Here is a 25,837-nt window from a genome sequence, read left to right as displayed (position 1 = left end):
ACCGGGCGGCGCGGCTTCCTGCGTGCGGCGGCTGGTGGTTAGGCTGCTCCGGCACCGCGGCACGAGGCCGCCGCGGAGCGAGACCCGCGTGCCCTGCGGCCGCGCGCCCGACGAGGAGCACCCTTGCCCGATCCGACCCATGGCTCCCGGCCGACCCTGGAAGCCGTAGCGGCCCGCGCGGGTGTGTCGCGGGCGACGGCCTCGCGTGTCGTGAACGGCGGCGCCGGCGTACGGCAGCCCCTGGTGGACCGGGTCAGGCTGGCGGTCGATGAACTGGGCTACGTACCCAACCACGCGGCCAGGACGCTGGTCACCCGGCGCAACGGCGCGGTCGCGGTCATCATCGCGGAGCCGGAGATCCGGATCTTCTCGGACCCCTTCTTCTCCCAGCAGCTGCGCGGCATCAGCCGTGAACTGACCGCCCATGACTCGCAGTTGGTGCTGCTCCTGGTGGAGGGCAGAAAGGACTACGACCGGATCGGGCGCTATCTGGCGGGCGGCCATGTGGACGGTGCGCTGGCCTTCTCGCTGCACACCGAGGACTCGCTGCCCGCCGTGATCCACCGCGCCGGGATCCCCACGGTCTTCGGCGGCCGGCCGGCCTGGGCGGGCCCGGAGTCCGGTCTCGCGCTGCCCTACGCCGACTGTGACAACCGGGGCGGTGCCCGCGCTGCCGTCCGGCATCTGGTCTCGCTCGGGCGCAGGCACATCGCGCACATCGCGGGCCCGCAGGACCAGACATCGGGGATAGACCGGCGGGACGGCTACCGCGATGTGCTCATCGACGTCGACCCCGGGCTCACCGTGCAGGGGGCCTTCACCGCGGAGAGCGGCGCCGCCGCGATGTCCGGGCTGCTGGAGCGGCGGCCCGAGGTGGACGCGGTCTTCGCGGCCAACGATCTGATGGCTTCGGGGGCGCTCCAGGTCCTGCGGGAACACGGCAGACGGGTGCCGGACGATGTGGCGGTGGTGGGGTTCGACGACATGGAGAAGGTCGCCGAGTGCACCGACCCGCCGCTGACGACGGTCCGTCAGGACATCGAGGGCATGGGGCGGTTGATGGTCCGGATGCTGGTGCGCGGACTGGACGGCGCGAGCGCCACGGCGCCGGACTCCGTGATCATGCCGACCGGTCTGGTGCGCCGGGTCTCCGCGTGACGTCCGGCCCGCCACCGGAGACCGCGGCCCGGTGCTCCGCCCGTGCCGCACGGGCCAGCGGCAGAAAGCGCACCCGCTCGGGAAGCACCGGCACCACCGCCCGCACACACCGGCCGAAACGGCGCAGCGCCCGTTCCTGGGCGTCCGTCCACTCCAGGCCGATCGCCTGACGTGCCTCCGGCGGCATCAGCCCGACCGTGACGAAGTGCCGGAAGCGGGCCAGCGGCGGCAGAAGCACCGGCCAGCACATCCGGAGCAGCAGGCGGAGCGGACGCGGGCCGCGGTCGGGCGGCGGTACGGGACTGTGCGGGTCGGTCAGCTCCCGTACCACCGGGGTCGCCTCGATCTCGTCGGCGAGCATCTTCCGGTAGTACGGCCAGAACTCCTCGATGGTCTGCGGCATGTCCCGGTCGTCGATCCCGAGGACCCGCCCGACCTGGAGCCACTCCGCGTACAACTGCCGCTCCTGCGCGTCCGTGTAGGGGCGTCCGAGGTACTTACGGCCTTGCAGGAAGACCGGGAAGCCGGTGGCGTGCACCCAGGAGAAGGTGGCCGGAGCGAGGGCCTGGTAGGGGCGGCCACGGGTGTCGGTACCCCTGATGGTCCGGTGCATCCGGCGCAGCCTGCGCCCCTCTTCGGCGGCGGCGTCCCCGCCGTACACCCAGAGCTGCATCGACCGCAGGGAGCGCTCGCCGCGGCCCCAGGGGTCGGTACGGAAGACGGAGTACGTGTCGACGCCGGCGCCGACAGCGGGGTGGGCCACCTGCATGGTCAGCGCCGCGGGGAGCGTGAGCAGCACCCGGATGTCACCGACCTCGCTCCACAGCACCCCGCCCGGCGGCGGTGGCGACGGCGGCCCGGCCGGCGTGGTGCGGCTGCTCATTGGCGGACTCCCGTCGCTGCTCCCGTCGGTCGTGGCGGGCTCCTGCCCGCGGCCCGTCCTCCCCTGCGTCCAGTATGCGACGGCCGGGGCCGGAGCGGCGCGGGGAGCCGGGAGGGGCAGGAGGGCCGCGGCCCTCCTGCCCCGGGCGAAGGCCGAGCGGGACGTCCGACGGTCAAGGGCTGGCCGGCTCCGCGGGGCAGTAGCTGTCGTGTGCGGGCCGCTTCCCGGTGACCAGGTAGTCGGTCACCGCGTCGTTCCCGCAGGCGTTCGAGCCCGTCAGATAGGCGACGTGCCCGCCCTGGTCGATGGTGACCATCCTGGCCCGCTCACCGAGGGCCCGGCGCGTGCGCAGCGCCCCGGTCAGCGGGGTCGCCGGATCGCGGAGGTTCTGCACCATGAGGACGTTCGAAGGCCCACGGTCGGTGATTTTCACCTTCGGCTCCGCGGGGGCCGGCCAGAAGGCGCACGGCCGGATGTTGGCCACGAACGCGCCGTACATCGGGTGGCGGACGCGGTCGACCGCGACGTTGTGCTGATAGGTCGCGAGGGCCGTCGGCCAGCGGGAGTCGCCGCAGATCACCCCGAGGTAGGCGGCGGGGTAGTTGTCGCTGTACGCGCCCCCGCCGCCGGTGTCGCCGGAGCCCGGGGGCGGCTGGTCCGTGTCCAGGGCGTGCCAGGTGGCGGCGAGGTAGGCGAAGCCGCTGTCGTCGCGGATGGCCCCCGCTGTGACGACGCGGAAGGTCGTGCCGTCGTATCCCTGTACGGACTCTCTGTCGAGGCGCGCGGCGAGTTGGAAGTACTTCTCGCGGACCGCGGCCGGTGTGCTGCCCAGGTGGTACTGCTGGGGGGCGGCCGCGGCGAACTTCGCGAAGTCGGGGAAGCGGGTCTCGAAGCCCGTGCCCTGGGCGCGCAGCGCCGCGACATCGTAGCCCTCGGGCGGCAGGCTGCTGTCGAGCACGACGCGGTCGCCGCGCCGGGGGAAGAGGGTGCTGTACACCGCGCCCAGGTAGGTGCCGTAGGACTCGCCGTAGTACGAGATCTTCGGCACGCCCAGTGCTGCCCGGATCCGGTCCATGTCGCGCGCGGTGTTCGCGGTGGTGATGTGCGGCAGCAGGTCAGCTGTCTTCGATGTGGCGCACTGTGCGGCGAGGCTCTTCGCCGTCGCGGCCTGCTTCGCCACGTCGGCCGCGCTGCCCGGGTTGGGCGGGTTGGCCGCCACCTCACCCTGAGCACTGGTGAAGCCGCAGGTCAGCGGGGTGCTCTGGCCGACGCCCCGTGGGTCGAAACCGATCACGTCGTAGCGGTCGCGCACCTTCTGGGGCAGCTTCAACAGTGCGGGAACGGGGAGCCCGGGCAGGCCGGGGCCGCCGGGGTTGAGCAGCAGCACGCCGCGCTTCTCGGCCGGCTTCGTGCTCGCCAGACGGGACACCTCGACATCGATCGTCCGCCCGTCGGGGTGGCCGTAGTCGAGCGGCACCGCGAGCCGCGCGCACCGCAGGGTCGCCTCCGTCGGGCTGGGGCACGCGCCCCACCGCAGCGGCGACCGGGAGGGCGCACCCTCCTGCGACCGGGACGGCGCCCCTGCCGTGGCCATCTGCGAGACACCCGAGGTCACCGCGGCCGCGCCCACCGTGACGGCGAGCGCCGCGAGCCAGGTCCTGCGCATGGTTGTTCTCCTCACTTCGATAAGGCAGTGGAGCTGGAGGGCAGTGCGGGCCGGTGCTTCGGCCAGGCGTCAGCCACCCGCGAGGGCGGTCGACCGGACGGCCGCCGCCCGCTTGCGGCGCCTGCGCAGCAGCACGACGACGAGCGCGAAGACCTGGAGCGCGGGGTCCAGGCCGGGCAGGTCGGCGGTGATCTCGGAGTGGACGTGTCCGGTGCGGCGGATTGTGCCGACGGGCACCCCGTCGTCGCCGGCCATGGCGTACTCCCGGCCCGCCGCCGCGGTCTGCCGGAACGCGATGACCCGCCCGGAGCACGTCAGATGCCAGCTGCGGCGCACCCGGTCCGTGGTCGCGACGACGGACCCGCCGGCGTCGAGCAGTTCGTAGACACCACTGAAGCGGTGAGTGCGGACCTGGTAGTCGGACCCGCTCAGGGTGAACCGTGCGCCGATGCGGCCTCTGCGCAACGAGAACGCCGTCAGCGCCCGGCCGTCCTCGGTCAGCTCGTAGTCCTGGCTCGGCGGGTGAATCCTCTTCGCGTGCAACATGACCTCATTGCAGCACCGGTCCAGCGGCCGGACCCATGCCATTTGTCATGCGCGACCGGGTGACAACCGGTCGGCCGGGGCCGGACAGGGCCGTTTCGGCGGGAACGGTCAGCTGCTACGTTTCCCGGGTGAGGAAAGGACCTGCCACGCGAAGCGCCGGTGCGGACGAACCACTCGGCTTCGTGATTGCTTCGGCGGGCAACGCGGCGGCTCTCGCGTTCGAGTCCGCCCTCGCCGCGGAGGATCTGCTGCCGCGGCATTTCGCCGTACTGCGCGGGCTGCGTGACGGCGAGGAACACACGCAGCAGCAGCTCGCCTCCTCGCTGGGCATTCCGGCCAGCCGTCTGGTGGGGCTGCTCGCGCTGCTGATCGAGCGGGGCCTGGTGGAGCGGCGCGAGTCGCCGGCCGACGCCCGGGTGAAACTGGTCCGCCTGCGGCAGGAGGGCCGGGTGGAACTGGAGAAGCTGATCCGGCTCGCGGGCGCGTCGGAGGAGCGGCTGACCGCGGGGCTGACGGCCGATGACCGGGCCGAGCTGCGCCGGTTGCTCGGCATCGTCTACGCCAATGTCGCCGTCGAGCCCGAAGGGCGTCCCGTCCGGGCCTGGTGATCGGCCCTTCCGGCCCGGATCCCCGATCCGCTGACCGGTGGGTCTTGCGTAAATCGTTTCGGTTGGAATAGTTTCGGTGAGAAGTAATTGAGCGCTGCCGCAAGGCGGCCGACCACAGCCGACCGAGGAGACGACGATGGCAGTCACGGACCAGGACACGGTCGAGGGATTCCTGGAACGGATCCGGGATGCCTGGGACGCGGGGGACGCAAGCGGCTACGCGGCACAGTTCGCGGAGGACGCGTCCTATGTGATCTTCATGGGGGACGCCATGCTCGGGCGCGCCGCCATCGAGCGGACACACCGTGAGGTGTTCACCCGCTGGCAGAAGGGCACGCGCATGACGGTCAAGCCGATCGACGTGCGGATGCCGGACGAGTCCACGGCGGTGGTGACCACCGTCGGCGGCGTCGGCAAGGGCAGCCGGATCGGCTTCGACAAGTTCCAGACGTTCACGCTGCACCGCCAGGAGGGACGCTGGGAATGCGTGGCCTTCCAGAACACGAGGATGAGCCGCCGGTCCAAGCGCGCCTACCGCTCCTGACGGCGCCCACGGCCGCCCCGGACTTTCACAACGATGGTGCGACAGCAATACTGTTGTACCGGACCGAGTGATCGACCCAGTGACCGACCGGGTATCCGGGAAACGAGGCACAAGCAATGGCGACCTGCCCCGACAACACGGGCCCGGACACGGCCGGGGCCGCGGCCCTCACGGTCGACGAGCTGGCCGCACGCGCCGGGGTGACCGTCCGCACCGTCCGCTTCTACAGCGCACGCGGCCTGCTCCCCCCGCCGGTGATCGGGCCGCGCCGCGTCGGGCTGTACGGCCCCGCGCACCTCTCCCGGCTGGCGCTCGTCGAGGAGTTGCAGCACCACGGGATGACGCTCGCCGCGATCGAGCGCTATCTCCGCCAGCTCCCCGAGGGCCTGAGCGCGCATGATCTCGCGATCCACCGCGCCGTGGTGGCCTCGTGGGCGCCGGAGGGGGCGGACGAGGCGACCCGGGCGGAGCTGGAGCGCCGGGCGGGCCGGCCGCTGCCCGAACCGGACATCGACCGGCTGGCCGCGATGAACGTGCTGGAGCGGGTCGAGGGCGACAAGGACGCCTTCCGGGTGGATCCGGGGTTGCTCGCGCTCGGTGTGCAGCTGCTCGATGTGCCGATCGCCCACGAGACGATCCTCGCCGCGCGCACCGTGGTCCTTGAGCACACCCGGGCCGCCGCGAAGGAGCTGACCCGGCTCTTCCAGGACGAGGTGTGGGGGCCCTACCGGGAGCGCGAGAGCGACCCCGACGCGGTGGAGGCCATGAAGACCCTCTCCGCCGATATGCAGCCCATGGTGGTGCAGGCACTGGTGACCGCGTTCCAGCGGTCGCTCAAGGAGGAGCTGCGGGCCCGTTACGCGGACGGGCCCGCAGCCCCCTGACCCGGCCGGACAGCCGGGCCGGACCTGGCCCGGGAGGCTGGACCGGCCCGGCCTCCCGGTATTCCGGCCTCAGTTGTCGCTGAAGGTCTCGCCCCGCTCGGCCTTCCCGGCCAGCAGCGCGGGCGGCGTGAACCGCTCCCCGTACCGCTCGGCCAGTTCCCGGGCGCGCGCCACGAAGCCGGGCAGACCGCCCTCGTAGCCGTTGATGTACTGGAGCACACCCCCGGTCCAGCCCGGGAAGCCGATGCCGAGGATCGAGCCGATGTTGGCGTCGGCGACCGAGGTCAGGACGCCCTCCTCCAGACAGCGGACGCTGTCCAGCGCCTCGGAGAAGAGCATCCGCTCCTTCATGTCGGTGAAGGGGACATCCGTTCCGGGCTTCGTGAAGTGCTCACGCAGTCCCGGCCAGAGTCCGGTCCGCTTGCCGTCCTCGTAGTCGTAGAACCCCGCTCCCCCGCTGCGGCCCGGCCGGCCGAACTCGTCGACCATCCGGTCGATGACCGCGTCCGACGGGTGCCCGGTCCAGGTGCCGCCCGCCTCCTCGGTGGCGCGCTTCGCCTCGTTGCGGATCTTGCGCGGCAGGGTGAGCGTCAGTTCGTCCATCAGCGAGAGCACCTTGGCCGGGTAACCGGCCTGGGCGGCGGCCTGTTCGACCGATGCGGGCTCGACGCCCTCGCCGATCATCGCCACGCCCTCGTTGATGAACTGGCCGATGACACGCGAGGTGAAGAAACCGCGGGAGTCGTTCACGACGACGGGGGTCTTGTTGATGCGGCGTACGAGGTCGAAGGCGCGCGCCAGTGCTTCGTCACCGGTCCGTTCGCCCTTGATGATCTCGACGAGCGGCATCTTGTCCACGGGCGAGAAGAAGTGCAGCCCGATGAAGTCGCTCTGCCGCTCGACGCCTTCGGCGAGCAGTGTGATGGGGAGGGTCGAGGTGTTGGAGCAGAGCAGCGCGTCGGGTTCGATGACGCCCTGGATCTCCTGGAACACCTTGTGCTTGAGCGCCACGTCCTCGAAGACCGCCTCGATCACCGCGTCGCAGCCCGCGAGGTCGGCCGGGTCGCCGGTCGGGGTGATGCGGGCCAGCAGTTCGTCGCGCTGTGCCTCGGTGGTGCGGCCGCGCGAGAGCGCCTTCGCGAGGAGCTTCTCCGAGTACGCCTTGCCCTGCTGCGCGGCCTCGGCCGACACGTCCTTGAGTACGACGTCGATCCCGGCACGTGCGCAGGAGTAGGCGATGCCGGCGCCCATCATCCCGGCGCCGAGCACGGCGACCTTGCGGACCTCGCGGGGTGCGATCCCCTGCGGGCGGCTGGCCCCCGCGTTGACGGCCTGGAGGTCGAAGAAGAACGCCTGGATCATGTTCTTCGCGGTCTGTCCTGTGACCAGCTCGGTGAAGTACCTGGCCTCGATGGTCAGCGCCGTCTCGAAGTCGACCTGGGAGCCTTCGACGGCCGCGGCCAGGATGTTGCGCGGTGCGGGGTAGGGGGCGCCCTGCAGCTGCTTCTTCAGATTCGCGGGGAACGCGGGCAGGTTGGCGGCGAACTTCGGGTTCGACGGGGTGCCGCCGGGGATCTTGTACCCCTTGACGTCCCAGGGCTGCCACGACTCCGGGTGGGCGTCGATGAAGGCGCGCGCCTGCGCCAGCATCTCGTCGGCGGTGGCGGCGACTTCGTGGACGAGGCCGTTCTCCAGGGCGCGCCGCGGGTTGTAGCGGGTGCCCTGCAGGAGCACCTTGAGCAGCGCGTCGGCGATGCCCATCAGCCGTACGGTACGGGTGACGCCGCCGCCGGCCGGCAGCAGGCCGAGGGTGACCTCGGGCAGGCCGATCCTGGAGCCCGGCGCGTCGAGCGCGACGCGGTGGTGGCTGGCGAGGGCGATCTCGTAACCGCCGCCGAGGGCCGATCCGTTGATGGCGGCGACGACCGGCTTGCCCAGGGTCTCGATGCGCCGCAGGGAGTTCTTGATGGCCGTGCCGGTGTCGAACGCCTGCTGGGCCTGGGCCGGCCCGACCTTGATCATGTCCTTCAGGTCGCCCCCGGCGAAGAAGGTCTTCTTGGCCGAGGTGTAGATGATGCCGCGGATGGAGTCCTTCTCGGCCTCCGCGCGGTCGGCGACGGCCGCGATCGAGTCCTTGAACGCCTGGTTCATGGTGTTCGCGGACTGGTTGGGGTCGTCGAGGACGAGGGTGACGACGCCGGTCCCGTCCTGTTCCCAGCGGATGGTGGTGTTCTCGCTCATGGTGTGGCTGCTCCGTGAGGGCCGTGGGTGGGAGGGACGCGGTCAGAGACGCTCGACGACGGTGGCGACGCCCATGCCGCCGCCGACGCAGAGGGTGGCGAGGCCGTACCGCTGGTCGCGGCGCTCCAGTTCGTCGACGAGGGTGCCGAGGATCATCGCTCCGGTGGCGCCGAGCGGGTGTCCCAGGGCGATCGCTCCGCCGTTGACGTTGATCTTGTCCAGCGGGAGGTCCATGTCGCGGGCGAAGCGCAGGACGACGCCGGCGAAGGCTTCGTTGATCTCCACCAGGTCGATGTCGCCGATGGTCAGTCCTGCCTTGGCGAGCGCCTTGCGGGTGGCGGGCGCGGGCCCGGTCAGCATGATCGTCGGCTCCGATCCGGAGACCGCGGCGGAGACGATCCGGGCCCGTGGCGTCAGGCCGTACCTCTCGCCGACCTCGCCTGAGCCGATGGCGACCAGCGAGGCGCCGTCCACGATGCCCGAGGAGTTGCCCGCGTGGTGGACGTGGTCGATCTTCTCGACCCAGTGGTACTTCTGCAGCGCCACCGCGTCGAAGCCGCCCATCTCGCCGATCGCGGCGAAGGACGGCTTGAGCGCGGCGAGCGAGTCCGCGGTGGTGCCGGGCCGCAGGTGCTCGTCGTGGTCGAGGACCACCAGGCCGTTGCGGTCGGTGACGGGGACGACGGAGCGGGCGAACCGGCCGTCCTTCCACGCCTCGGCGGCCCGTTCCTGCGAGAGCGCGGCGTAGGAGTCGACGTCGCGCCGGGTGAAGCCGCCGATGGTGGCGATGAGGTCGGCGCCGATGCCCTGGGGCGCGAAGCCGGTGTCCCAGTTGGTCATCGGGTCCATCGCCCAGGCCCCGCCGTCGGAGGCCATCGGGACGCGCGACATCGACTCGACCCCGCCGGCCAGGATCAGGTCCTCCCAGCCGGAACGTACCTTCGCCGCAGCCAGGTTGACGGCTTCCAGGCCGGAGGCGCAGAAGCGGTTCTCCTGGACACCGGCCACGGTGTCGGGAAGGCCGGCCGCGACGGCCGCCGTGCGGGCGATGTCGGAGCCCTGGTCGCCGACCGGGCTGACCACACCGAGCACGATGTCGTCGATGGCCGCCGGATCGAGACCGGGGAACCTGCGGCGCAGCTCATGGATCAGTCCGACGACCAGGTCGATGGGCTTGGTGCCGTGCAGGGCGCCATTGGCCTTCCCGCGCCCGCGTGGGGTGCGGATCGCGTCGTACACAAACGCTTCGGTACTCAAGACAGCGGCCTTTCGGAGTGCGGATCGGGGTGCGGGACATGCGCGGGATACCGGTGACGGGACACCTGAGGGAGGGGCGGAGGTCAGGCGAGCAGCGAGCGGCCGATGATCTCCTTCATGATTTCGGTGGTGCCGCCGTAGATCGTCTGGATACGGCCGTCGGTGAACGCCCTGGCGACCGGGTAATCGGTCATGTAGCCGTAGCCGCCGTGCAGTTGGAGACAGCGGTCGGCGACCCGCTTCTGGAGTTCGGTGGCCCACCACTTGGCCATCGAGGCGTGTACGGCGTCGAGTTCGCCCGCCGAGTGCTCGGCGATGCAGCGGTCGGTGAACGTACGGGTGACGGCACACTCGGTGGCCATCTCGGCGATCTCGAAGCGGATGTGCTGGAGCTTCGAGAGCGGCCGGCCGAACGCCTCGCGCTCCTTGACGTACGCCGTGGTGATCTCCAGGAGGTGTTCGGCGGCGGCGATCGCGGCCACGGCGATGGCGAGGCGCTCCTGGGCGAGGTTGGTCATCAGATGGATGAAGGCCCCGTCCAGCTCGCCGAGCAGGTTCTCCTTGGGGACATGGACATCGTGGAAGAACAGCTCCGCGGTGTCCTGCGACTTCTGGCCGATCTTGTCCAGGTTGCGGCCGCGCTCGAATCCGGCGCTGCCGCGCTCGACGGCCAGCAGCGACAGGCCCTTCGCACCGCCGTCCGGTGAGGTGCGGGCGACCACGACCACCAGGTCGGCGAGGATTCCGTTGGAGATGAACGTCTTGGAGCCGTTGAGCACCCAGTGGTCTCCGCGGTCCTCGGCATGGGTCCGGATGCCCTGCAGATCGGACCCGGCGCCCGGCTCGGTCATCGCGATCGCCGTGATGGTCCGGCCGCTGCAGAAGCCGGGCAGCCAGCGCCCGCGCTGCTCCTCGGTGGCCAGGGCGGTGAGATAGGGCCCGACGATGTCGTTGTGCAGCCCGAGCGCGAGCCCGGACGCCCCGGCGCGGGCGAACTCCTCGGCGAGCACGGCGCTGTAGCGGAAGTCGGGGTTCCCCCCGCCGCCGTACTCCTCGGGGACGGCGAGCCCGAGGAGCCCCTGGCGGCCGGCCGCGAGCCAGGCGTCGCGGGAGGCGATGCCGTCCTTCTCCCACTGCTCGTAGTGCGGGATGACCTCCTTGTGCAGGAAGGTGCGGACGGTCTCCCGGAACGCGTCGTGCTCCGCGGTGAAGATCTGGCGTTTCAACGGTCTCCCCCTGCTGTCAACGGTCTTCATCCGATGTGGTGTTGTCCGGTTCCGCGGCCGCTCCGGAGAGCTCAGGCACGCCCCAGTCCCTGGCCACTTCTGCCGTGTCCGCACCCGGCTGGGCGGGTCCGAGCCGTACGGAACCGGGGGTGGCGGAGAAACGCGGCGCGGGCGCGGGCTGGGTGATCCCGCTGTGCTCGACGAACGTCCCACGGGCGGCGAGATGCGGATGGGCCGGCGCCTCGCGCAGCGAGAGGACCGGCGCCACGCAGGCGTCCGACCCCTCGAAGAGCGCCGTCCACTCCGCCCGGGTCCGGGTCAGGAAGCGGGCGGCGATCGTCTCGCGCAGCCCGTCCCAGCGGGCGAAGTCCTTGCGTGCGGGGGCTTCGGTCTCGATGCCGAGCAGTCGCACGAACTCGTCGTAGAACTGCGGCTCCAGGGCGCCCACCGCCATGTACTCGCCGTCCGACGTCTCGTAGCTGCCGTAGAAGGGGCAGCCGCCGTCCAGCAGGTTCGCCCCGCGTCGGTCCTGCCAGCCACCGGCCGCCAGCATGCCGTGGATCATGGTGGCCAGATGTGCGGCACCGTCCACGATCGCGGCGTCGACCACCTGCCCCGCTCCCCCGCCGCTGCGCGCGTGCTGGAGCGCGGCGAGGATGCCGATCACCAGATAGAGCGAGCCGCCCGCGTAGTCACCGACCAGGTTGGCCGGGACGGTGGGCGGCTCGCCGGGGCTGCCGATCATCCCGAGCGTGCCGGTGACGGCGATGTACGCGATGTCGTGCCCGGCGCGTCCGGCGAGCGGCCCCTCCTGGCCCCAGCCGGTCATCCGCCCGTACACGAGCTTCGGGTTACGGGCGTGGCACTCCCGCGGGCCGACGCCGAGCCGCTCGGCGACGCCGGGCCGGTACCCCTCGATCAGGATGTCGGCGCGCTCCACGAGGCCGAGGACGCGAGCGGGCCCGTCGTCGGCCTTGAGGTCGATGAGGACCGAGCGCTTGTTGCGGTTGGTGAGGTCGTACTCCGGGTTGACCGCGAGCCCGGCGCCGCCCGGTCTGTCGACGCGTACGACGTCGGCACCGAGGTCCGCGAGGACCATCGCGGCGAACGGGCCGGGGCCGATCGCCGCCAGCTCGACCACCCGGACTCCCGCCAGCGGACCGTTCCCTGCCTCTGTCATCACGCCCCCAGGACTGTGACACAACTGATGTGACATCGATGATGTTAAGAACGCGTTCCACTCCGCACAAGCCTTTTGGCTGAGCATCCGCTTAGGGGTTGCCGTCCGGGGCGGCGCAGCGGCCGCCGGGCCGCCGCCCGCTTGACCAGGTCCGTCCGGCGCGCAAGACGGACGTCCGATGGGCGAGACGCCGTTGACCGCCCGAGGGTCCCACCTGCTAGCTTCTGGCGCGTGTTCATGTCGCATTTACGAGATGTCCCTCGGCGGGCGGTCCCACCGGCCCGCTGAGCGTGACCTCCTCCGCACGCTGCCGCGGGTCCGCGCCCTCCTGCCCCGACGTGGAGCCCTCCATGAACACCCCCGCCAACGGCACACCTTCCGCACCTGGCATATCCGGTACGTCCGGCACATCGGCCGACGCCCCCGAAGCGGCGGTCACACCCGGCGCGGCAGGCGTCGAGCTGGAACCCATCGTCTCCGCCTCGTCCCGGCGCCGCGGCGTGCCACGCTGGCTCCGGCGCGCCACCGGGCCCGTACTGCTGCTGGTCCTGTGGCAGGTGTTCAGCGCCACCGGCGCACTCCCGGCGGACATCCTCGCCTCCCCTGGCACCATCGCCCGGACCGCGCGCGGTCTGATCGCCCACGGCACGCTGCCGTCGGCGATGGCGGTCTCGGTGCAGCGCGTCGCCGTCGGACTGGCAATGGGCGCGGCGTCCGGGGTCGGGCTCGGGCTGCTGTCCGGGCTGCTGCGCATCGGCGAGGACCTGATCGACGCCGTGGTGCAGATGCTGCGCGCGGTGCCGTTCGCCGGGCTCATCCCGCTGCTGATCGTCTGGCTGGGCATCGGTGAGACGGTCAAGGCGACGCTGATCGCCTTCGCCGCGGCCTTCCCGCTGTACATCAACACCTACGCCGGGATCCGCGGCGTGGACCAGCAGCTGATCGAGGCCGGCACCACCCTGGGCCTGGGCCGCTGGGGCCTGATCCGCCATGTGGTGCTGCCCGGGGCGCTGCCGGGCGCCCTGACCGGGCTGCGCTTCGCGCTGGGCTCGGCGTGGCTGGCCCTGGTCTTCGGCGAGACGGTCAACGCCCGCGACGGCATCGGCTTCCTGATGGACCAGGCCCGCGAGTACTACCGCACCGACGTCATCGTGGTCTGCCTGATCGTCTACGCCTTTCTCGGCCTGGCCGCCGATGTCGTCGTCCGTACGCTGGAGAGGCTGTTGCTGCAATGGCGACCGACGTTCACGGGGAAGTGACCGCAGGCCGGGCGGCCGTCGAGATCACCGGTCTGACCCGGCCCTTCGACGGCCGGGCGGTCATCGACGGGCTGGATCTCACGGTACGGCCGGGCGAGTTCGTGGCCCTGCTGGGCCGCAGCGGCTGCGGCAAGAGCACGCTGCTGCGGATACTCGCCGGGCTCGACCGGGACATCGACGGCGCCGTGCTCGTGCCCCGCCGCCGGGCGGTGGCCTTCCAGGCGCCCCGGCTGATGCCGTGGAAACGCGTGTGGCGCAACGTCGTACTGGGCCTGCCGGGCCGCCCCACGCGGGAGACCGCGGTACGGGCGCTGGCCGAGGTCGGCCTCGAACACCGGGCGGACGCCTGGCCCAGGACGCTCTCCGGAGGCGAGGCCCAACGCGCCTCACTGGCCCGGGCACTGGTCCGCGAACCGGACCTGCTGCTGCTCGACGAGCCGTTCGGGGCACTCGACGCACTCACCCGGATCAGGGCCCAGCAGCAGGTCGCCGAGGTGTGGCAGCGCAGGGGCTGCGCCGTACTGCTCGTCACGCATGACGTGGAGGAAGCGCTGCTGCTCGCCGACCGGGTCCTGGTGATGCAGGACGGTGTCATCGCCCACGAACAACAGGTGGGCCTCCCACGCCCCCGGGACGTGGGCGCGCCGGAGTTCACGCTGCTGCGCGCCGGACTTCTGACCGAACTCGGCGTCGTGGCGTCTCAGGCCCGCCCCTGACCGCCTCACGCCCCTCACGCATCCCCCACACCACTCAACCGCTCAACCGCTCGAATCGAAGAAGGCTCCCCATGAAACGACGCTGTTTCGGCGCCCTGCTCATCCCGCTGGCTCTGCTGGCCACGGCATGCGGAGGGAAGCCCGCACACACCGCGACCACGCTCAACGTCGGTGACCAGACGGGCGGTGACCGAGCCATGCTGGAAGCCTCCGGCGAGCTCAAGAACATGCCGTACAAGATCAACTGGTCGAACTTCGCCTCCGGGCCGCTGCTCCTGGAAGCCGTCAACGCCAAGGCGGTCGACCTCGGCTGGACCGGCAACACTCCCCCGGTGTTCGCCGCCGCGTCCAAGTCGAAGATCACCGTCGTGGGCGCGATGCACAGCTCGGTGGCGGGTACGGCCATCCTGGTGCCGAAGAACTCGCCGCTGAAGAACGTCAAGGACCTCAAGGGCAAGAAGATCGCGGTGATGCAGGGCACCACCGGGCACGACCTGCTGCTCGCCGTGCTCAGGAAGGCCGGGATGTCGATCAAGGACGTCAAGGTCGACTACCTCCAGTCCGCCGAGGCGAAGACCGCGTTCAAGCGGGGAGACGTCGATGCCTGGGCGGCGGCCGACCCGACCACCACACAGGCGCTGGACGGCGGCGACGCCCGCGTCCTGGTGAGCGGACAGGGGCTGGTCAACGGCCTCACCTTCGACATCGCCGCCCCGTCAGCGCTGGCGGACAAGGGCAAGGCCGCGGCCATGAAGGACTACATGCAGCGGCTGCAGCGCGCCCGGAAGTGGGTCTACCAGCACCCGCAAGCGTGGGCGAAGGTATGGGCGAAGGACACCGGCGTGCCGTACGAGGTGGCGCTGGACGCGGTGCGGCGTACGTCGGGCACGACGGTACGGGTCGCCGTCGACCGGGCCGCCGTCGCCTCGGAGCAGCAGATCGCGGACGAGTTCGCGGGCCTGAAGCTGATACCCGAGCAGTTCAAGTTCGCCGACTTCGTCGACACCAGGTTCAACGCCGGTGTGCCGCCGTCCACCACCGCGCCCCACTCGTTCTGACCGGTCCGACGGCGCGGTCCGCCGCCCGCCGTGACCAGCGCTGCGATCTTTCCCGCCGTCCCGCCCGGGTGGCGCGGTACAAGGTCGCATAGGCTCAGCGGCGATATGACCAGTCACCTCACACCGCTCGGCCCCAAGGCCGACAAGGACACCGTACGGCGGCACAATCTCAGCCTGGTGCTGCGTGCCGTACGGGAGCAGGGCGAGGCCACCCGGGCCGGTGTCGCCGCACGGGTGGGGCTGACGCGGGCGGCCGTCTCGTCGCTGGTCGAGCAGCTGCTGGAGAGCGGCTTCCTCGCGGAGTCGGGCAAGACGTTCAGCGGGCAGGCGGGCCGGCCCGGCACCGTGCTCAAGCCCGCGCGCACCGGGGCCGCGGGGGTCGGCGTCGAGATCAACGTCGACTATGTGTCGGTGTGCGTGGTGGATCTGTCGGGCACCGGCCGGGTCCGTCTGACCGAGCACACCGACAACCGGGGCGCGCCGCCCGCCGGTGTGCTGGCGCGCGCCGCCCGGGTCGCGGCGCGGGCGCTGGAGTCGGCCCGCGAGCAGGAGCTGCGGCCCGTCGGCGTGCAGCTGGCGCTGCCCGGTCTGGTGTCCGGAGGGACCGTGCGACAGGCACCCAACCTCGGCTGGAACCGGGTGGCGGCCGAGGGGGTCTTCGCCCAGGCGCTGTCGGCGCTGCGCCCGGACAGCCGTCCGCTGCCCGTCAGTTCGGACAACGAGGCCAATCTGGCCGCGCTGGCCGAGCTGTGGTTCGGCGGGCTCGGCGGCGTCCGCAGTTTCCTCTATCTGACCGGTGAGATCGGGGTGGGCGGCGCTCTGGTGCTCGATGGTGAACTGCTGCGCGGCGCGCACGGGTTCGCCGGTGAGATCGGCCATGTGGTGGTGGACCCCGCGGGCCCGGAGTGCCGGTGCGGCTCACGGGGCTGTCTGGAGCAGTACGCGGGCCAGTCGGCGCTTCTGTGGGCCGCCGGGATCGACGAGGGCGCCGGGGCGTCCGGGGTCGCGGAGCTGGAGCGGCGCGCCCGCTCGGGCGACGAACGCACCGTTGCCGCCATCAGGGACGCCGGAGTGATGCTGGGCCGGGCGCTGTCGGGGGCGGTGAACCTCTTCGACCCGGACGCGGTGGTGCTCGGCGGGATCTACCGCGGTCTGATGCCGTGGCTGTCGCCGGGCGCCGACCGGGAACTGACCGGCCGGGTGGTCTCCGGACTCTGGCCGCACGGCAGCGGCAGGCTGCGCGCCTCGTCGGTTGCGGGGGACGCCGCGCGGGGCGCGGCGGCGCTGATCGTCCAGGAAGTACTGGCCGACCCGGTCGCGTACACGGAGCAGCGGGCGGGCTGACCGGCCCACGGCCCGGTGCCGGTGCGGAAGTACGCGCCGGGAGTACGGAGTACGCCGTGGAGACCCGGGGTTTCGTGGCCGCCGGGCCCCCACGCCGCTGCGCGGGTGTTCCCGCGGCTACTGCACGGCCACCTCGTTGATCTGCGGCGCCGCCGAGCCTCCGGCCCAGAGCAGGCGGACCGCGTCGGCGGTGACCGCACGGGTCGTGAGGCGGGTGTAGGGACCGGTCGTCGCGCCGAGCGTCCGCCACCGGCCGCCGGTACGGATCTGCACGGCCGCCCCGGCGCCCTGCACGTCCGAGGGCGCCAGCACGGTCACCGAGTGCACCGTCCTGGGCTGCGGCAGGGTGATGCCGAGAGACTCACCGGCCGCGGGCGCGCGCGATGCGCGGTAGACGCTCTCCGCGTTCCCGTCCGCCGCGGTGGCCAGGCTGCTGCCGTCCGCCGCCGGCGGGTTGCCCGTCACCGCCGGCGCGTCCGCACCGCCCACGTGGAACTCCCGTACCACCACCCAGTTCGTCTGGTCGGCGGTCGCCCTGGCCCGTACGTACCGCGCCGTGGTGCCGGCCGGGGCCTTGGCCGTGGCCGTCGGCGCGTCCTTGAACGAGCCGAGCGTGTGCCAGGTGCTGTTGTCCGACGAGTACTCCAGCACACCCTGGTGGAGGTAGTCGGATTCGCTGCCCGGCTTGCCCATCGTGACGGTGACATCGCTGATGGCGCGTTCGGCGCCGAGATCCACGCCCACCCAGTCGTTCTTGGCGGCCGCGGCACTGCTCCAGAAGTACGTGGAGTCGTCGCCGTCGGTCATCCGGGCCGGGGCGTTGCCCGAGTAGACACCCAGATCGCTCTGGCCGGTCGGCTGCGGCGGCAGCCCGATGAGCCTGCCCTCATCGGTGAGCGCCCGGGTCACGAACGCGTCGAGCACACCGTCACCCACGACGACGGGGATCTTCCCGCCGTTCATGTCGGTGTAGACCGGCGCCTTTGCCTTCGTGACGAGACCGGCCAGCTGCTGCCGCTCCTGCCAGGCGGCCGCGCCGCGTCCGGCCTTCGCGTCGTCCAGCATGCGCAGCGCCGCGAGCGTCGCCGTGCCCCACGCCTTCGCCGAGTCGAGCCACGGCCCGGCGTCGGTGACAAAGCCCTTGTCGGGCAGGTCCGCACGGAGCACACCGGGCGCGTCCCGCAGCTCGCGCAGCGCCGCCGCGAGGGTGCCGGACGACGCCTTGCCGTCCCAGTAGCGGGAGATGACCGCCGACAGTTCGGGGGCCTCCTGCTTGTTCAGCGCCGAGCTGTAGTTGACGTCGCTGAAGGCCCGCAGGGCCCGCTCCACCCGCGGGCTGCCGCCCGAGAGTTCGTGCACGGCCTGCCCGTAGGAGCGGTCCGCGTCGTACGCGGCGTCGTTCCAGGTGTAGTCGGCGACGGTGTACAGGGCGAGCTTCGAGGCGTACGGCTGGATCATCGGGTTGGCCGTGATCCCCGCGAGCTGTTCGGCGAGCCCCTTCTCGCGCCCGCTGAACGGGCCGAGCAGCAGCCTGTTGGTCGCGTAGTCGTTGACCGGGTAGTTGTCCCAGGTCAGGATCTGATGGCCGAAGACCGTCCGGGCCGACTTCGCCTGGGCGACCGTCATGGTCGGCGCGACGACACCGACGCCGGTCCACTCCACCAGGACGTCCTTGTCGAGCTGACCGGCGATGGCGGTCTTGTACGGGGACGGGGTGACGTCGTAGTACTCGGTCGGCACCATCTCCAGCGGCTGCGCGCCCTCGTGGGTCTTGATGAACTCCTTGTTGACCCGGTTGAGCAGGTACGCCTGGGCGGCGCCCGCCGCGCCGCCGCCCGTACCGAACTTCGCCTTGTCGGCGTCGCAGTTCCAGTTGGTGTAGCTGATGTCGTCGAGCGGGATGGCGAACTGCCGTACGCCGATGTCCCAGATGGTCTGGAGCTTGTCGACCAGCGCCTTGAGGTCGGCGTCCGAGCTGTAGCAGGCGCTCAGCCCGGGCGAGAGGGCGTAGGTGAACTGGACGTGGTTGGCGCGCGCCCGGTCCACCAGCTCCTTGATCGTGGCCAGTTGGCCGGCCGGGTAGGCGTCGCGCCACTTGTCGCGCAGGTAGGCGTCGTCCTTGGGCGAGTAGACGTAGATGTTCATCTTGTGGGAGCCGTAGAAGTCCATCTGGTCCAGGCGCGCGGCCTGCGACCAGGGGGTGCCGTAGAAGCCCTCGATCGTGCCGCGTACCGGTGTGGCCGGCCAGTCGCGCACCGCCAGGCCGCGCACAGACGCGCCGGGGCCGGTGTGCCGCGGGAGGACCTGGCGCAGTGACTGGGCGGCGTAGTACGTCCCGGTGACGTCGGCCCCGGAGAGCACGATCCGGCCGGCGCCGTCTCCCTTCGCGCGGCCCGCGGCGAGGACATAGCCCTCGGCGGCGAGGCCCTGGGTGCCCTGGACGCCGAGCGCGGTGAGGGCGGTGGCGGATGCCTGGTTCTCGCCGGGGCCGCCGACGTAGACCGCGAGCCGGTCGTGTCCTGTGCTCTTCGGTCCGACGGACAGATGGGCGGCTCCGGCGGCCTTGAGGGACTTCTCCACCAGGGAGAGCGCGGCGGCGTCGGTGGTGGCGCCGGTGACGATGTCGACGTACGGGGTGATGCGCACGCTGTCCTGGCGGGGGGACTCGGACTGGGGCGCGGGGGTGATGACAGGTGCTGTGGACTTCGGGGCTGCGTTCTTCGGAGCTGCCGTCCTGGGGGCTACTGCCTTGGGGGCCGCCGTCTTCAGGGCCACTGTCTTCGGGGCCGCGCTCGCGGTCCCGGCGGTGGCCGCGCTGAGCGGGGCCGCGGAAAGGGCCAGCGCGAGGCCCGCCACGAGCGGTCTGAGCAGGGGTCCCGAGAGCGGGCTGTGCTGTGGTCCGGCCGGTTTTTTGCGGAACATCGACGATCCTCCACGGTTCGGCACCGACCCCTGAGCGGGGATGTAGAGGACTAGACCACTCGGCTGATTATGTGTCAATGATGCGCGCAGGAAGGCTTTTTCGAGCAGATACGCGCATTGGTATGCACCATCCCCCGGCAGGGTGATGGATGTCACCCACTTCCCCGGTGCACGGAACGGTCCCGCCGGACGTCTGACCCTTCGAGGGAACACCGTCGGCCGAACCGCGAGAAGGGAGCGAGACCTTGCCTCATATCGTCGAACAGGCAGTCCAGGCTCGCCTGGTCACACCCGCACCCCGGATGGAGACCGTCCCGGCCACCCTGCGCTATGACCGTACGGACCCCTTCGCGGTCAGCGTCGGCTTCCCGCCGCAGGCCACGCTGGCGGGCGAGCCGGTCTCCTGGGCGTTCGCACGCGATCTGCTGGCCACCGGCATCCGTAAGGCCGCCGGTGTGGGTGACGTACGGATCCGGCCGTTCGGCTACGACAGGACCGTCCTCGAGTTCCACTCCCGCGAAGGCGTCGCGATGGTCCATATCCACACCTCCGAACTGCGCCACTTCCTGAAACGGACCGAGACCGTGGTCCCCGCCGGACGCGAGCACCGCTACCTCGATGTGGACCAGGACGTCGTGGAACTGCTGCGGGACGCCTGCTGAGGGCTTCACCCGCAGGGCTGTGACCGGTCAGAACCGCCGGTCGGCGATACTCACCGCATGGCTGATGACGGCGCGGACCACGGATACCTGCTCGACAACCGGCAGTCGGAAGCGGGTGTCCGCTTCGACGCGCTGGCCGAGCTGTTCGATCCGGTGACCTTCCGGCACGTCGACGGGCTCGGCATCACGGACGGCATGCGGTGCTGGGAGATCGGCGCGGGCGGCCCCAGCGTGCCCAGGGGCCTGGCGGCACGGGTCGGCCCCGCGGGCTCGGTACTGGCCACGGACATCGACACCTCCTGGACCGAGGCCGCGCTCGGCACCGGCGGCATGAGCGGCACCGGAAGCGGCGCCTCCGCCGGCGGGACCATCGAGGTGCTGCGCCACGACGTGGCGGCCGACCCGCCGCCGCCCGGCGGCTTCGATCTCGTACACGCGCGCCTGGTCCTGGTCCACGTCACCGACCGGGCCGAGGCGCTGCGCCGGATGGTGCGGGCGCTGCGCCCCGGCGGATGGCTGCTGGTCGAGGACGCCGACCCCGGGCTGCAGCCGCTCCTGTGCCCCGACGAGTCCGGCCCCGAGCAGCGGCTCGCCAACCGGCTGCGGACCGGTTTCCGCGAGCTGATGGCCGCGCGCGGAGCGGACCTCGCCTACGGGCGTACGCTGCCCAGGCTGCTGCGGGAAGCCGGTCTCGACGACGTACGGGCGGACGCGTACTTCCCCATCACGTCCCCGGCCTGCACCACGCTGGAGGCCGCCACCGTGCGCCAGATCCGCGCCCGCCTCGTGGCGGCCGGGCTCGCCACCGACCAGGAGATCGACCAGCACCTGGCGAACGTCGCCACCGGCCGGCTCGACCTGGCGACATCCCCCATGATCTCCGCCTGGGGACGCCGGCCAGGACGGGACAGCGCAGCGGCCGCACCGGAGCGGGCGCGGTAGATCACTTACGGTAAATCACTTTGCGGCCGGGCAGGATCGGCCGTAACGTTCTCTCCGGCCCTGTTGTCGTTGATCGGAGTAGGACATTGCGCTACTGAGGTCTTGAGACACCGTGCCGTGCAGTGACCACACCTGCGCGCACCGCGTGTGACCTCGGTATTCGAGCTGTCCTCCCGGAACAGGGCCTTCTCTGTGCCCTGCGGTGTCTCCACCCGTTGCCCTCACCCCTTTTCGCAGCAACCGGGAGACCCGTATGTCAACCCATTCGTCCACCCATATCTCGTGCACCGCGCTCTCCTTCTCCTGGCCGGACGGAACGTCCGTACTCGACGGATTCCAGCTGGCCGTCGGCCCCGGCAGGACGGGCCTCATCGGCGTCAACGGCTCGGGCAAGTCGACGCTGCTCGGGCTGATCGCCGGAGAGCTGACGCCGGCCTGTGGCACCGTCCGGGTCACCGGCGACATCGGCTACCTCCCGCAGAATCTCGTACTCGACACCGCGCTGCGGGTGGACCAGGCGCTGGGTATCGATGTGCAACGTGCCGCGCTGCACGCCATCGAGGCCGGTGACGCGAGCGAGGAGCACTTCACCGCGGTCGGCGACGACTGGGACGTGGAGGAGCGCGCCCACGCCGTGCTCGGCCAGCTCGGGCTCGGATCGGTCGGACTCGACCGGACCGTCGGCGAGGTGTCGGGCGGCGAGTCCGTCCTGCTGAGGCTCGCGGCGCTGCTGCTGCGCAGGCCCGACGTACTGCTGCTCGACGAGCCGACCAACAACCTCGACCGGCAGGCCAGACAGCGGCTGTACGCGGCGGTCGACGCCTGGCCGGGCGTGCTGGTCGTGGTCAGTCACGACCGTGAACTCCTGGAGCGCGTCGACCAGATCGCGGATCTGCGGGACGGCGAGGTCCACTGGTACGGCGGAGCCCTGTCCGCGTACGAGGAGGCGCTCGCCGTGGAACAGGAGGCGGCCGAGCGGATGGTGCGCGTCGCGGAGGCCGATGTGCAGAAGCAGAAACGCGAACTGGCCGATGCCCAGGTCAAATTGGCCCGCCGCAAGCGGTACGGGCAGAAGATGATGGAGAACAAGCGCGAGCCCAAGATCGTGATGGGTGCGCGCAAACGCGCGGCCCAGGAGTCGGCGGGCAAACACCGCATCATGCACACCGAGCGGCTCGACGAGGCGAAGGAGCGCCTCAGCGAGGCGGCGGACGCGGTGCGCGACGACGACGAGATCCGCATCGAGCTGCCGTCCACCCGGGTCCACCCGGGCCGGAGCGTGCTGACCCTGCGGGACCTCCGGCTGCCGTACGGAAGCGGTGTCGAGGGCGAGTTCACCGCGCACGGACCCGAACGGATCGCCCTGGTCGGACGGAACGGCGCGGGGAAGACCACGCTGCTGCGGACCATCGCGGGCCTGCTGGAGCCGGTGTCGGGCGAGGCGACGGCGCATGTGCCGCTGCGGTTCCTGCCGCAGCGGCTCGATGTGCTCGACGACGGGCTGAGCGTCGTGGAGAACGTGGCGCGCAACGCGCCGGACGCGGGCAACAACCTGATCCGGGCCCGGCTCGCCCGGTTCCTCTTCAAGGGGGCGCGTGCCGACCAGCCGGCCGGCACACTGTCGGGCGGCGAACGGTTCCGGGCCGCGCTCGCCGCGCTGCTGCTGGCCGAGCCGGCCCCCCAGCTGCTGATGCTCGACGAGCCGACCAACAATCTGGACATGGCGAGCGTGCGCCGGCTGACCGCCGCACTGGAGTCCTACGAGGGGGCGCTGATCGTGGCGAGCCATGACCTGCCGTTCCTGGAGTCGATCGGGATCACCCGGTGGCTCACCCTGGGCGAGAACGAATGTCCCGGGGAGTGAGGCGTGATGTGGCTCTCCGTTCCGCGGCCCGACCTGGGCGCATAACAGACCGTAACGGTACATATCGGAACCGGGGGTTGGCTGAGGCTTACTGCCGCCTTAACCTACGGATACGTAACCTACGAATCCGTAGGTAACTACTCCCGTCCCCAGGAGCCCCCGTGACGATCACCTCTCCCCACCTCGGCAGTACGGACGCGTGGACAGACGCCCGGCTGCTGTATGCGCTGGAAGAGGTGGTGGAGAAGGAACTCAACCGCCATCTCTCCGTGGCCAAGGACTGGATGCCCCACGAGTACGTGCCGTTCTCCGACGGCCGTAACTTCCCCGGCTTCTTCGAGGACGGGAAGGCGTGGGAGCCCGAGCAGTCCAAGGTCACGGACATCGGCAGGACCGCGCTGGTGGTCAATCTGCTGACCGAGGACAACCTCCCGAGCTACCACCACGAGATCGCCTCACTCTTCGGGCGCGACGGCGCCTGGGGCACCTGGGTGCACCGGTGGACGGCCGAGGAGGGCCGGCACGGCATCGTGATGCGCGACTACCTGCTGACCTCGCGCGCCGTCGACCCGGACAAGCTGGAGCAGTTCCGGATGGCGCACATGTCGGAGGGCTTCGAGTCCGACAACCGGCACTCGATGCTGCACTCGGTGGCGTACGTCGCCTTCCAGGAGCTCGCCACCCGGGTCTCGCACCGCAACACCGGCCACCAGTCGGGCGACCCGGTGTGCGACCGGATGCTGGCGCGGATCGCGACCGACGAGAACCTGCACATGGTCTTCTACCGCAATCTGCTGGGCGCCGCCTTCGAGATCGCCCCGGATCTCACCATGCAGGCGGTGCGTGACGTCGTGGTCGACTTCCGGATGCCCGGACACGGGATGCCCGGCTTCGAGCGGGCCGCTGCGCAGATGGCCATCGGTGAGATCTACAACATGCGGATCCACCACGACGACGTGCTCCAGCCCGTCCTGCGCTATCTGAAGGTCCTGGACATCGACGGGCTCGGCCCGGAGGGACTGAAGGCGCAGGAGGAGCTGGGGATGTACATGGGCGGTCTGGACGCCGAGGCCGCCAAGTTCGACGTGAAACTCGCGGCCCGCAAGGCCCGGATGGCCGCCCGCGCCGCCGCGTCGTAGTACCGCGTCGTCCCCGTACGCCGTTCTCACCCCGGCCGGTGCCGCACACAGCGGAGACCGGGCCGGGGTGACGGCGTTACGGGGTGGTGGCACTACGGGGTGACGGCGTCCCGGGTGAGTGATGGCGGGGGGTAGTCAGCTCGCCGCGCGTCTGAGGCCGTACCGCTCCTTCTCGGAGAGTCCTCCCCAGACCCCGAACCGTTCGTCGTGGTCGAGTGCGTACTCCAGGCAGGCCACGCGCTCCTCGCAGATTCCGCAGAGCCGCTTGGCCTCCCGGGTGGAGCTTCCGGGGTCGGGAAAGAAGAACTCCGGCCCCGTCTCGGCGCACAGCGCCCGCTCCTGCCAGGCGAGCTCAGGCGCGTTGCTGGTGGTGATCGACATGCTGGACACAGTGCCCGGCGGCGATCAATATCCGTTCAACAAACGATGAACGTGACTCCAGCGGCGGGTCTCACGCGCCGCCGGATTCGCCCTTGATCAGCGCGAACCTCGCTCCGTAGGGGTCGTTCGCCTTGGCGATCCGGCCGACGCCCGGCAGATCGACCGGTTCCATGACGACGGAGCCGCCGAGCCGCTGGGCCGAGGCCACCGCCGCGTCGGTGTCGGACACCTCGAAATACGGCAGCCAGTACCCGGCGTCGGCGGCTCCGGTCTGGACGAAGCCCCCGAAGTTGGCCTCGGGGCCGCGGCCTGCCGGGGCCGCCATCGTGTACGTACCGCCGGGGTAGGGCGCGGAGTTGGTCTCCCAGCCGAAGACCGCGTGGTAGAAGGCCGCGGCGGCGGGGATGTCCGTGGTGTACAGCTCGGTCCAGCAGAGCGCGTTCGGGTCGTTCACCACGGCCATGCCGCTGTTCTCCCCCGGCTGCCAGGTCGAGAAGGGCGCACCGGTGGTGTCCGTGAATCCGGACATGCGGCCCAGCGCCGCCACGTCGTGCGGTCCGAACAGCGATCCGCCGCCCGCGGCTTCGACGGCCCGTGCGGTCGCTTCGGCGTCCGGCGTCTGGAAGTAGACGTTCCAGGCCGCCCTGCCCGCCGGGCCCTCCATCCCCTGCATCACCCCGCCGACCGTTTTCCCGTCCAGGACGTACATGCCGTAGCCGCCGAAATCGGGGCCCGCCGACCGGAACTCCCAGCCGAACAGCCCGCCGTAGAAGGCGTTGGCCCCTTCCTGGTCGGGGGTCGCGAGATCGATCCAGTTGGGTGAGCCTGCGACGAACGGGATGCTCAGCATGGTGCGCTCCTCGGCTTGGGGGCGGTCTCCCCTGTCGGACCCTTCCGGACCCCTCGGACCCTGTCGGACTGCGTTTCCGAGTCTTGCACCGGGCACTGACAGTCCGGCGCGCCGAGGGCCGCCGGGTACGGCCGGGCGGGTAGCCGGGAGACCCCAATGGCGTACCTGGTGCACACCCCGGACGGTGTCCGCCCGCCGTTCCCGATTCCGGACCCCGGCCTGATCCGAACAGAGGTCCCGCGGCCCCGTACCGCGTGACATCATCCGTCCGGTGAGCGGCGAGAAGCGCGGTCCGGCCCCGGCCGGCCGAAGAGACGGCAGAACGGCCCGGGCCCTCCTCCTGGAGGCGGAGCGGCTGCTCGGTGCGGCGCGGGCCGTCGTCACCGACCGGGCCGCCGCGGCCGGCGCCGTACGCGATGCGCTCGCCCCGCTCCAGCAGGAGCTGGCCAGGAGCGAGCTGGAGCCGATCCCGCTGTCGCGCCTGCGGGACGTCACCGAGGGGCGGCT

General features: G+C 71.3%; 22 protein-coding genes and 1 pseudogene. 13 read left to right on the top strand and 10 right to left on the bottom strand.

What is annotated here, in order from left to right:
- The first annotated feature begins 123 nt into the window (after positions 1–123).
- Entirely contained in the window at positions 124–1,158 is a 1,035-nt protein-coding gene (locus tag G3I19_RS17840; RefSeq protein ID WP_164264618.1) for a LacI family DNA-binding transcriptional regulator, read from the top strand.
- Here the strand turns inward: G3I19_RS17840 and G3I19_RS17835 are convergent.
- From G3I19_RS17835 to G3I19_RS17825, 3 genes are all read right to left on the bottom strand, one after another.
- Entirely contained in the window at positions 1,121–2,041 is a 921-nt protein-coding gene (locus tag G3I19_RS17835) for an oxygenase MpaB family protein (RefSeq protein WP_164264617.1), read from the bottom strand. The two genes, G3I19_RS17840 and G3I19_RS17835, sit on opposite strands and share 38 nt — an antisense overlap.
- 172 nt (positions 2,042–2,213) lie before the next feature.
- Positions 2,214–3,707: an alpha/beta hydrolase gene (locus G3I19_RS17830; protein WP_203599716.1), complete on the bottom strand. Its 1,494-nt coding sequence runs from the start codon at positions 3,705–3,707 to the stop codon at positions 2,214–2,216.
- A 69-nt stretch (positions 3,708–3,776) separates the two neighbouring features.
- Positions 3,777–4,253, bottom strand: coding sequence for a hypothetical protein (locus tag G3I19_RS17825; protein ID WP_164264616.1), 477 nt, complete (start codon positions 4,251–4,253; stop codon positions 3,777–3,779).
- Positions 4,254–4,381: 128 nt separating this feature from the next.
- On the opposite strand from G3I19_RS17825, the gene G3I19_RS17820 reads away from it, so the two are divergent.
- The 3 genes from G3I19_RS17820 (at position 4,382) to G3I19_RS17810 (ending at position 6,289) form a co-directional block, all read left to right on the top strand.
- Positions 4,382–4,861 (top strand): MarR family transcriptional regulator, encoded by a 480-nt coding sequence (locus tag G3I19_RS17820; RefSeq protein WP_203599715.1) that lies wholly within the window; start codon positions 4,382–4,384, stop codon positions 4,859–4,861.
- A gap of 136 nt (positions 4,862–4,997) precedes the next feature.
- Entirely contained in the window at positions 4,998–5,405 is a 408-nt protein-coding gene (locus tag G3I19_RS17815) for an SgcJ/EcaC family oxidoreductase (protein ID WP_164264614.1), read from the top strand.
- 116 nt (positions 5,406–5,521) lie between these two features.
- On the top strand, positions 5,522–6,289 hold the full coding sequence (locus tag G3I19_RS17810) for a MerR family transcriptional regulator (RefSeq protein WP_164264613.1): 768 nt from the start codon (positions 5,522–5,524) through the stop codon (positions 6,287–6,289).
- A gap of 69 nt (positions 6,290–6,358) precedes the next feature.
- On the opposite strand, the gene G3I19_RS17805 is transcribed toward G3I19_RS17810, so the two are convergent.
- The 4 genes from G3I19_RS17805 to G3I19_RS17790 all read right to left on the bottom strand — a co-directional run bounded on the left by G3I19_RS17805 (position 6,359) and on the right by G3I19_RS17790 (position 12,193).
- Positions 6,359–8,530: a 3-hydroxyacyl-CoA dehydrogenase NAD-binding domain-containing protein gene (locus tag G3I19_RS17805; RefSeq protein ID WP_164264612.1), complete on the bottom strand. Its 2,172-nt coding sequence runs from the start codon at positions 8,528–8,530 to the stop codon at positions 6,359–6,361.
- Between the two features lie 42 nt (positions 8,531–8,572).
- Positions 8,573–9,787: an acetyl-CoA C-acetyltransferase gene (locus G3I19_RS17800; protein ID WP_164264611.1), complete on the bottom strand. Its 1,215-nt coding sequence runs from the start codon at positions 9,785–9,787 to the stop codon at positions 8,573–8,575.
- 83 nt (positions 9,788–9,870) lie between these two features.
- Positions 9,871–11,013, bottom strand: a complete 1,143-nt coding sequence (locus G3I19_RS17795; RefSeq protein WP_164264610.1) for an acyl-CoA dehydrogenase family protein — start codon at positions 11,011–11,013, stop codon at positions 9,871–9,873.
- Between the two features lie 16 nt (positions 11,014–11,029).
- The gene (locus G3I19_RS17790) at positions 11,030–12,193 is read right to left on the bottom strand and encodes a CaiB/BaiF CoA-transferase family protein (protein ID WP_164264609.1); all 1,164 of its coding nucleotides are present in this window, start codon (positions 12,191–12,193) and stop codon (positions 11,030–11,032) included.
- A 350-nt stretch (positions 12,194–12,543) separates the two neighbouring features.
- Here G3I19_RS17790 and G3I19_RS17785 point away from each other — a divergent pair, with 350 nt between their 5' ends.
- The 4 genes from G3I19_RS17785 (at position 12,544) to G3I19_RS17770 (ending at position 16,570) form a co-directional block, all read left to right on the top strand.
- On the top strand, positions 12,544–13,452 hold the full coding sequence (locus G3I19_RS17785) for an ABC transporter permease (protein ID WP_203599714.1): 909 nt from the start codon (positions 12,544–12,546) through the stop codon (positions 13,450–13,452).
- Positions 13,425–14,168, top strand: a complete 744-nt coding sequence (locus tag G3I19_RS17780; protein ID WP_164264608.1) for an ABC transporter ATP-binding protein — start codon at positions 13,425–13,427, stop codon at positions 14,166–14,168. The genes G3I19_RS17785 and G3I19_RS17780 overlap by 28 nt, the downstream gene beginning before the upstream one ends.
- A gap of 71 nt (positions 14,169–14,239) precedes the next feature.
- Entirely contained in the window at positions 14,240–15,226 is a 987-nt protein-coding gene (locus G3I19_RS17775; protein WP_164264607.1) for an ABC transporter substrate-binding protein, read from the top strand.
- A gap of 105 nt (positions 15,227–15,331) precedes the next feature.
- Entirely contained in the window at positions 15,332–16,570 is a 1,239-nt protein-coding gene (locus tag G3I19_RS17770; protein WP_164264606.1) for an ROK family protein, read from the top strand.
- 117 nt (positions 16,571–16,687) lie between these two features.
- Here the strand turns inward: G3I19_RS17770 and G3I19_RS17765 are convergent, their stop codons facing one another.
- Complete coding sequence (locus tag G3I19_RS17765; protein ID WP_164264605.1) at positions 16,688–19,492, bottom strand: beta-N-acetylglucosaminidase domain-containing protein; 2,805 nt, start codon at positions 19,490–19,492, stop codon at positions 16,688–16,690.
- Between the two features lie 245 nt (positions 19,493–19,737).
- On the opposite strand from G3I19_RS17765, the gene G3I19_RS17760 reads away from it, so the two are divergent.
- The 4 genes from G3I19_RS17760 to G3I19_RS17745 all read left to right on the top strand — a co-directional run bounded on the left by G3I19_RS17760 (position 19,738) and on the right by G3I19_RS17745 (position 24,099).
- Entirely contained in the window at positions 19,738–20,154 is a 417-nt protein-coding gene (locus tag G3I19_RS17760) for an SsgA family sporulation/cell division regulator (RefSeq protein ID WP_164264604.1), read from the top strand.
- A gap of 57 nt (positions 20,155–20,211) precedes the next feature.
- A complete protein-coding gene (locus G3I19_RS17755) occupies positions 20,212–21,096 on the top strand; it encodes a methyltransferase domain-containing protein (protein ID WP_164264603.1) in 885 nt (294 codons plus the stop codon).
- Positions 21,097–21,349: 253 nt separating this feature from the next.
- Positions 21,350–22,960, top strand: a complete 1,611-nt coding sequence (locus G3I19_RS17750) for an ABC-F family ATP-binding cassette domain-containing protein (RefSeq protein ID WP_203599713.1) — start codon at positions 21,350–21,352, stop codon at positions 22,958–22,960.
- 161 nt (positions 22,961–23,121) lie between these two features.
- Positions 23,122–24,099 carry an acyl-ACP desaturase gene (locus G3I19_RS17745; protein WP_164264602.1) on the top strand — a complete coding sequence of 326 codons (978 nt, stop codon included), beginning with the start codon at positions 23,122–23,124 and terminating at the stop codon, positions 24,097–24,099.
- Positions 24,100–24,234: 135 nt separating this feature from the next.
- Here the strand turns inward: G3I19_RS17745 and G3I19_RS17740 are convergent, their stop codons facing one another.
- On the bottom strand, positions 24,235–24,480 hold the full coding sequence (locus tag G3I19_RS17740; RefSeq protein ID WP_164264601.1) for a WhiB family transcriptional regulator: 246 nt from the start codon (positions 24,478–24,480) through the stop codon (positions 24,235–24,237).
- A 70-nt stretch (positions 24,481–24,550) separates the two neighbouring features.
- On the bottom strand, positions 24,551–25,330 hold the full coding sequence (locus G3I19_RS17735) for a VOC family protein (protein ID WP_164264600.1): 780 nt from the start codon (positions 25,328–25,330) through the stop codon (positions 24,551–24,553).
- A 271-nt stretch (positions 25,331–25,601) separates the two neighbouring features.
- On the opposite strand from G3I19_RS17735, the pseudogene G3I19_RS17730 reads away from it, so the two are divergent.
- A pseudogene (locus G3I19_RS17730) lies at positions 25,602–25,837 on the top strand (ATP-dependent helicase); the annotation flags it as partial.

Origin of the sequence: Streptomyces sp. SID10853 (assembly GCF_010548145.1) — a bacterium.
Taxonomy (GTDB): Bacteria; Actinomycetota; Actinomycetes; order Streptomycetales; family Streptomycetaceae; genus Streptomyces.
The sequence above is the reverse complement of the archived record's forward strand: the minus strand, read 5'-3'. Positions and strand labels throughout refer to the sequence as shown.

Excerpts from the sequence above, each read along its gene's own strand:
- G3I19_RS17735 (WP_164264600.1), bottom strand. The coding sequence starts at position 25,330 with ATGCTGAGCATCCCGTTCGTCGCAGGCTCACCCAACTGGATCGATCTC.
- G3I19_RS17780 (WP_164264608.1), top strand. The coding sequence starts at position 13,425 with ATGGCGACCGACGTTCACGGGGAAGTGACCGCAGGCCGGGCGGCCGTC.
- G3I19_RS17740 (WP_164264601.1), bottom strand. The coding sequence starts at position 24,480 with ATGTCGATCACCACCAGCAACGCGCCTGAGCTCGCCTGGCAGGAGCGG.
- G3I19_RS17770 (WP_164264606.1), top strand. The coding sequence starts at position 15,332 with ATGACCAGTCACCTCACACCGCTCGGCCCCAAGGCCGACAAGGACACC.
- G3I19_RS17815 (WP_164264614.1), top strand. The coding sequence starts at position 4,998 with ATGGCAGTCACGGACCAGGACACGGTCGAGGGATTCCTGGAACGGATC.
- G3I19_RS17750 (WP_203599713.1), top strand. The coding sequence starts at position 21,350 with ATGTCAACCCATTCGTCCACCCATATCTCGTGCACCGCGCTCTCCTTC.
- G3I19_RS17765 (WP_164264605.1), bottom strand. The coding sequence starts at position 19,492 with ATGTTCCGCAAAAAACCGGCCGGACCACAGCACAGCCCGCTCTCGGGA.
- G3I19_RS17790 (WP_164264609.1), bottom strand. The coding sequence starts at position 12,193 with ATGACAGAGGCAGGGAACGGTCCGCTGGCGGGAGTCCGGGTGGTCGAG.
- G3I19_RS17775 (WP_164264607.1), top strand. The coding sequence starts at position 14,240 with ATGAAACGACGCTGTTTCGGCGCCCTGCTCATCCCGCTGGCTCTGCTG.
- G3I19_RS17755 (WP_164264603.1), top strand. The coding sequence starts at position 20,212 with ATGGCTGATGACGGCGCGGACCACGGATACCTGCTCGACAACCGGCAG.
- G3I19_RS17835 (WP_164264617.1), bottom strand. The coding sequence starts at position 2,041 with ATGAGCAGCCGCACCACGCCGGCCGGGCCGCCGTCGCCACCGCCGCCG.
- G3I19_RS17805 (WP_164264612.1), bottom strand. The coding sequence starts at position 8,530 with ATGAGCGAGAACACCACCATCCGCTGGGAACAGGACGGGACCGGCGTC.
- G3I19_RS17830 (WP_203599716.1), bottom strand. The coding sequence starts at position 3,707 with ATGCGCAGGACCTGGCTCGCGGCGCTCGCCGTCACGGTGGGCGCGGCC.
- G3I19_RS17785 (WP_203599714.1), top strand. The coding sequence starts at position 12,544 with ATGAACACCCCCGCCAACGGCACACCTTCCGCACCTGGCATATCCGGT.
- G3I19_RS17810 (WP_164264613.1), top strand. The coding sequence starts at position 5,522 with ATGGCGACCTGCCCCGACAACACGGGCCCGGACACGGCCGGGGCCGCG.
- G3I19_RS17825 (WP_164264616.1), bottom strand. The coding sequence starts at position 4,253 with ATGTTGCACGCGAAGAGGATTCACCCGCCGAGCCAGGACTACGAGCTG.